This is a genomic window from Acinetobacter sp. YH12039, from assembly GCF_013420015.1.
GTDB classification, from domain to species: Bacteria; Pseudomonadota; Gammaproteobacteria; order Pseudomonadales; family Moraxellaceae; genus Acinetobacter; species Acinetobacter amyesii.
In genome coordinates, this window is sequence record NZ_VOZA01000012.1 from 87,836 (window position 1) to 94,929 (window position 7,094).

The 7,094-nt window shown below is 41.1% G+C and carries 3 protein-coding genes and 2 pseudogenes; 2 read left to right on the forward strand and 3 right to left on the reverse strand.

What is annotated here, in order from left to right; all coding sequences use genetic code 11:
• Positions 1-79: 79 nt before the first annotated feature.
• Positions 80-2,274 (reverse strand): annotated as a pseudogene (locus FTT98_RS07600) (TonB-dependent receptor family protein).
• Between the two features lie 187 nt (positions 2,275-2,461).
• Entirely contained in the window at positions 2,462-3,163 is a 702-nt protein-coding gene (locus tag FTT98_RS07605) for an SIMPL domain-containing protein (protein WP_180114576.1), read from the reverse strand.
• A gap of 484 nt (positions 3,164-3,647) precedes the next feature.
• Between FTT98_RS07605 and FTT98_RS07610 the strand changes: the two genes are divergently transcribed.
• Positions 3,648-5,021: a diaminobutyrate--2-oxoglutarate transaminase gene (locus FTT98_RS07610; protein ID WP_180114575.1), complete on the forward strand. Its 1,374-nt coding sequence runs from the start codon at positions 3,648-3,650 to the stop codon at positions 5,019-5,021.
• Positions 5,021-6,553 (forward strand): aspartate aminotransferase family protein, encoded by a 1,533-nt coding sequence (locus FTT98_RS07615; RefSeq protein ID WP_180177217.1) that lies wholly within the window; start codon positions 5,021-5,023, stop codon positions 6,551-6,553. Before FTT98_RS07610 ends, FTT98_RS07615 begins: the two co-directional genes overlap by 1 nt.
• 338 nt (positions 6,554-6,891) lie before the next feature.
• Here the strand turns inward: FTT98_RS07615 and FTT98_RS17965 are convergent.
• Positions 6,892-7,094 (reverse strand): annotated as a pseudogene (locus FTT98_RS17965) (transposase); the annotation flags it as partial.

A 7,094-nucleotide genomic window follows, 5' to 3' on the forward strand; every position in this document is an offset into this window, starting at 1 on the left:
ACATATGAATATGTGGATGTCCATATGTGTTGTTCAATAAAAATCCCACACGCGGTGGGATTTTGATATTTAGACCAGTTTAAAAGTCGAATGAAGTTTGTAAGAAGAAGCTACGTGGTTGACCTATATATTTACCACCTGTTGCATCTGATGAACGGGTGAAATACTGTTTATCAAAGACATTCTTAATACCAGCAGCAACTTTAACCCCTTGTAGCGAACCGCCAAAGTCATAGCCGGTACGCACAGCAAAAGTTGAATAGCCTGGAATATCGCCCAGTTTACCATTTGCCGTTTCTTCAGTTTGGTAGATCCCCGAATCTTGGTTAGCTGGGGCACGTTGTTTAGATTGAGCATACATGTCGGCATTGATTGACCAAGCATCGTATTTATAGCCTAAGCCAAAGTTTGCGACATTTTGTGAATAGAAGGGCAAATCTTTACCTTTAAAGTTACCTGCTTCAGCAACTGCTTTGGTATAGGTGTAATTACCATAGGCTTTTAAGCCTTCGAGATTGTTAGCTAAATGTCCAAAGTCATAGCTAAAACCGGTTTCGATCCCTTTATGACTTGTAGCACCGAGGTCAGTCCAAATGCCATTGTTTGCAGCATCACGTTCTAAAATCAGTTCTTTGTCAAAATCTAGATAAAACGCAGTTAATTCAGCGCTCAAACCATTGCCTAAATATTTGGTACCAATTTCATAGTTATTAGACTTTTCAGGATGTAAGCCATCTAAGGTGGTGACCGCTGTAGTGCCTTGTGTTGTCGCTAACTGGTTATATTGCTGTGGACCAAAAGAAACACCTGCATTAGCAAAGAAATTCCAATGGTCTGTTGCTTTATACAGGACAGCTAAACTTGGTAAAAATTCATCTGATTGGATTGATGGATGAACAGTATTTTGTAATACGCCATTTTTATAGGCACTAAAACTGTTTTGCGTATCAATCAATTCAAAACGAACGCCAGGTGTAATATTCCATTTACCTAGTTCTATACGGTTATCAATATAAGCTGCGTGTGCTTTGGTGCCACCCGCACTGCGGGTACGTGCTATAAACTGACCGGGTTCAGCATCTGCAGCGTATTCAGTACGGCCTGCGAACTCGGTGCTTTCTTCATCCATATAACGGTAGCCTACAGTCACTTCATTCAGCGTGCTACCTAAGCTATAGCTACGAGAATAACGTGGCTCAATGGCAAAGACTTTATAATCACGCGGTGAAGTATCTAAGCGATGATTGCCATTGGTTAAGGTGGATTCAAGATTGCTGGTACGGAATGAATCGATGTAATAACTTAAAAGTTCAAAGTTGTTCGTGTCTCTTTATGTGTATAACGCAGCGATACATCTGAACGACGGCCAGTGAAAAAATCACGATAATGCGACGTTTGATATGGATTTGCTTCGAATTCAGCAGTGCTTAAACCTTCAGGCATTTCACCTGTACCATCGTAGTGATGTAAATTTAACGCGATTTTATCCTGATCAGTGATGTCATAAGCGGTTTTTAACATGACATCATCAATGTCATTTTTATTGTTCGCTTCACGATAACCGTTGCCTTTAGTGCCTGAATAAAGTAAGGCAAGACCTAAACCATTATCTAATGTTCCACCAACAAACAGACTAGGACCTAATTTTACCTGATCTGTACCTGTTGCATATTCAGAGTTTAATGCCACGGTACCTTTAAAGTCTTCAGGAATGCTACGTGTGGCAAAGTTGATAATACCGCCGACATTTTGTGGCCCAAAACGGACAGAACCTGCACCACGGACTACATCAACAGATTCTATATTTCCTAAAGAGACAGGCGCCATCGAAAGCTGTGGTTGGCCATACGGTGCAAATGACATTGGTATGCCATCGATCAACACAGTTGAACGTGGAGAGAGGCGAGAAGTTAATCCACGAACGCCAATATTTAATGAAACATCGCTACCGCCAGTACCATTATTTTCTTGAACCTGAACACCAGGAACTTGGCGTAACGCATCTTTAAGAGATGTTGCTGCGCTTTCGTTTAAGCGTTTACGGTCAATGATGGTCCGCGCACCGGCATGCTTTTGCACCTTTTTTTCATTGGCGTTTTCCAGCCAGTTCCCTTGAGTTTCAATGGTGATGGTGGGTAAAACATCTGCTTGTGCTGTCTCTGTATTTTCAGCAGCAGAAGCCATAGTGGCAACCATGCTTATACCTATGGCAATACTCAGCGGTAATAGCGGGAAATTTTGAAGCTTTAGAGATTTTTTGCTTGAACTATACATAAAAGTGTGAGCAATGGAGAGAGAGCGCGTATCATAATCTTGAGTGCGATAAATTTAAATAAGGATGATTATCATTTAAAACTATGAGTTTGATTAAGCTAATAGACTTTTTAATTTAAATAAAGAATAAGTGAAATTTGTAATCAAAAAAACCGCGCTAAAGCACGGTTTTTTAAAATGAATTTAATTATTTAAACTGGATAGAGCCGTTTGCACTGACCGTGATTTTAGATTCACCACCTGCCATTTCTTGTTCTGGAATTGCATCAGCTGCTGCAGCTTTCATCATGGCCATACGTGGTACAGGCTGACCACCATAATTGCTGGTATTTAAATTAATATTAACTAAGTTATAGCCTGATTTATTCCATGCTTGAGCGAGCGCTTGGGCACGTTGTTGAAAGTTTTTAGAGGCTTCAACCATCAACTCATTTTCTACTTTTTTACGCTGTGCATCTGACACACTAAAGCTGATGGATTGAGTTTGGAAATTTTGTTGTAACTCGCTCACCAATTGGCTAGCTGCTTTAAAGTCTGTACTTTCTAAACGCACTTCGGCACGACCACGCCATTCTTTCAATTTACGACTGTCATTGTCATAAATCGGGTAGGTGCTTTGAGATCCCGTTTCGATTTTTACCGCAGGGTATTTACGGGCTGTGTTCACCGCTTGGGTCATCAATTGGTTGATTTGGGTAGCAAGTTCAGCCGGTTGTTTATTTGACTTTTCAATATATAAAACGGCATGCATTTGGTCGTTCGACACTTGGCGAGTGGCATCCGCCTGAATGTTCACGATGTTGTAATTGAGTGGGTCGGCTGCTTGAGTTGCTGCTGCCAAACCTAGACCGGATGCTAATAAAACAGTAGATAAGATAATTTTACGCATTGTTATGACCTATTCTTCTTTCAGAATGACTAATTTAGCTTATGCTCTTATCTTAAAAGGGGATTGTGATGGATTAAAGGAAAATCTGTGGTGGGATTGTAAATCTTTCAAGAAAAATAAATGCAGTGCTTGATGAATATTTATTTAAATAATCAGCACTTAGTTGTTTAAATAATTGAAGATTACAATAATCATTCATAAGTTGTAAAAAAGCATAAAATAAAAAGGTTTTCTTTGTTTTGTCACACTGTAAGATGATAATTCAAGATATCCATGGAATAGATCTGTTTTTTCTCTAAATTATCTTTTTATTTGATCATAAAAGTGATTTATTTTCTTGAAAAAGTCTGTATCATCCGCCTCCTAGTTAGCCCATACTCAAAGAGCTTTTAAAGCTAACTAGAAACTCATAAAGCACCGAGTCAAAGGACCGCAAGTCACCCGACTTATTTCTTTCAACCCATATCAGAGATGGTAATTCGATATGAGCGTTTCTTCTGTAAACCCTGCCACTAATTCTACTAACGAATACTATTTGACTCGCCAAAGCCAGATGGAATCCAATGTTCGTAGCTATCCGCGTAAACTTCCACTTGCGATAGCAAAAGCTTTAGGTTGTTGGGTTACTGATGTTGAAGGTACAGAGTACCTCGATTGTTTAGCTGGGGCAGGAACATTGGCATTAGGCCATAATCATCCTGCGGTAATTCAAAGTATCCAAGACACACTTGCAAGTGGCCTCCCATTGCATACTTTGGATTTAACAACGCCTTTAAAAGATGCTTTTACTGAAGCACTACTTGAGCAATTACCTGGTGGTAAAGAAGAGTATTGTCTACAGTTCTGTGGCCCGTCTGGTGCAGATGGTACAGAAGCAGCAATTAAATTAGCAAAAACTTACACAGGTCGTAGTTCAGTAATCAGCTTCTCAGGTGGCTACCATGGTATGACTCACGGTTCTTTAGCAATGACAGGTAATTTGTCTGCTAAAAATGCTGTGAACGGCTTAATGCCGGGTGTTCAATTTATGCCGTATCCGCATGAATACCGTTGCCCATTAGGCATAGGTGGTGAAGCGGGTGTAGACGCATTAACGTATTATTTCGAAAACTTCATTGAAGACGTAGAAAGCGGTGTAACGAAACCTGCAGCTGTAATCTTGGAAGCAATCCAAGGCGAAGGCGGTGTAGTGACTGCACCTGTAAAATGGTTAAAGAAAATCCGCGAAGTGACTGAAAAGCACAACATCGTGTTGATTCTTGATGAAGTACAGGCTGGCTTTGCACGTTCAGGTAAAATGTTTGCCTTTGAACATGCAGGTATTGAGCCAGACGTCGTTGTAATGTCTAAAGCAGTTGGTGGTAGCTTACCACTTGCAGTATTGGGTATTAAACGTAAGTTTGACGCATGGCAACCCGCAGGTCACACGGGTACATTCCGTGGAAACCAACTTGCTATGGGTACTGGTCTTGCAACAATCAAAACCATCAAAGAACAAAACTTGGCTCAAAACGCACAAGAGCGTGGCGACTTCTTACAAGCTGAAATTAAAAAATTAGCGGTAGAATTCCCATGTATCGGCAACGTACGTGGCCGTGGTTTGATGATTGGTGTTGAAATTGTTGATGAACGTCAAAAAGCAGATCACATGGGGTCTTTACCAGGTGATTCTCAATTGGCAGCAGCAATTCAAGCAGCATGTTTCAACAACAAATTGTTGTTAGAAAAAGGTGGTCGTAATGGTACTGTAATTCGTTTACTTTGCCCATTGATCATTAACCAAGCTGAATGTGAAGAAGTAATTGTTCGCTTCAAAAAAGCACTTGCTGAAGCACTAGTTGCAGTTCGAGGCGCGTAATGGTTGATTTTGCAGAACATCGTAAAGCGTTATTCTGCAATGATGCACAATCCATTGCTGACTATCAGTCAGCAATGGGCGAAGCGGTTAAAGCCGTTTCTGCATGGTTGCAAAATGACAAAATGTACACCGGCGGTAGCATTAAAGAGCTTCGTAGTGCAATTGCATTCAATCCTTCAAAAGAAGGTATGGGTGTACAAAAATCACTAGACCGTATGGTTGAGCTGTTCTTAAACAAAAGCTTAAAAGTACATCACCCACATTCTTTAGCGCATTTGCATTGCCCAACAATGGTAACAAGCCAAATCGCTGAAGTGCTCATTAACGCGACAAACCAATCTATGGACTCATGGGATCAAAGCCCTGCCGGTTCATTGATGGAAGTTCAGTTAATTGACTGGCTTCGCCAAAAAGTTGGTTATGGTGCAGGTCAAGCAGGTGTATTCACCTCTGGCGGTACGCAGTCTAACTTAATGGGTGTTTTGCTTGCACGTGATGCATGTATTGCTAAAAACTGGAAAGACGAAAACGGCAATCCGTGGTCTGTTCAGCGTGATGGCGTACCTGCAGAAGCAATGCGTAACGTCAAAGTGATCTGTTCTGAAAATGCACACTTCTCTGTGCAAAAGAACATGGCCATGATGGGTATGGGTTTCCAATCTGTTGTCACTGTTCCTGTAGATGCAAATGCACGCATGGACATGGATGCACTTGAGAAAACCATGGCGCACCTTCAAGCTGAAGGCAAAATCGTGGCATGTGTAGTTGCAACTGCGGGTACAACTGATGCGGGCGCGATTGACCCATTGAAAGAAGTGCGTGCAATCACCAATAAATATGGCGCGTGGATGCATATCGACGCAGCATGGGGCGGTGCACTGATTCTTTCAAATGACTATCGTTCAATGTTAGACGGTATTGAACTGTCTGACTCAGTAACGCTTGATTTCCATAAGCATTACTTCCAAACGATTTCATGTGGCGCATTCTTGCTGAAAGATGAAGCGAACTATCGTTTCATGCATTATGAAGCTGAGTACTTAAACTCTGCTTATGATGAAGAGCATGGTGTACCTAACTTAGTGTCTAAGTCACTGCAAACCACTCGCCGTTTTGATGCGTTGAAATTGTGGATGACAGTTGAGGCGCTAGGTGAAGAGCTTTACGGTTCGATGATCGATCATGGTGTAAGTCTTACACGTGATGTTGCAGATTATATCAATGCAACTGACGGTCTAGAAATGCTGGTTGATCCGCAATTTGCATCGGTATTGTTCCGTGTGATCCCTGAAGGTTACCCAGCTGAATTGTTAGATACATTGAACCAAAACGTTGCAGACGAATTGTTTGCTCGTGGTGAAGCGAATATTGGTGTAACTAAAGTAGGTCAGGTTCAATCTTTGAAAATGACGACTTTAAGCCCAGTAGCGACTTTAGATAACGTGAAGAATTTACTTGCTCTTGTGCTTGCAGAAGCGGATCGTATCAAAGGCCCAATCGCTGACGGTACATATACACCTGCAATTGACTAATTGTCATTTTGTAGTTGTAGAAGAAGGAGCTCATTTGAGCTCCTTTTTTTTAAATGAAAAGGCGCTTAATTTATTACATGGCCACAATTTTTCATTGAGTGATGATAGTTTACTGTGTAGGCAGATTTTTACTTTGACGGATCAAAGTAACTAAAATCCTTCTCAGGCAAAAGGTACATCCATGTGACCTTTACCTTACAGCGACATCCCTGTCGCCAGTCACGATAGTCATTGATGTTTATCATTTGATGAATGAGATACCACTTAATATTTATAACCAATAGAAGGCTTGTAAAGGAGTTTCCCTCTCCTTGTAGGCATAGGTATCTACACATTTTTTATAAATTGAATGCGATCTGAGCAATCGCATTCAGCTCATCAGACGAATACTCTGACAACAACTGAAGAGTGTTTAATAGTATTGAAAGCCCTGCCAGTATGGCAGGGGCACTTTCTAATTTTCCCCTTTTCTGTTGCCTACCTGAAATTCGGGTGAGAAATGCCCGAATTCTTATATTCTGCTCATCTGTACCACGCTGTA

What these genes read in the sequence shown, in the direction of transcription:
- FTT98_RS07605 (WP_180114576.1), bottom strand. Translation starts at nt 3,163, where the DNA reads ATGCGTAAAATTATCTTATCTACTGTTTTATTAGCATCCGGTCTAGGT.
- FTT98_RS07610 (WP_180114575.1), top strand. Translation starts at nt 3,648, where the DNA reads ATGAGCGTTTCTTCTGTAAACCCTGCCACTAATTCTACTAACGAATAC.
- FTT98_RS07615 (WP_180177217.1), top strand. Translation starts at nt 5,021, where the DNA reads ATGGTTGATTTTGCAGAACATCGTAAAGCGTTATTCTGCAATGATGCA.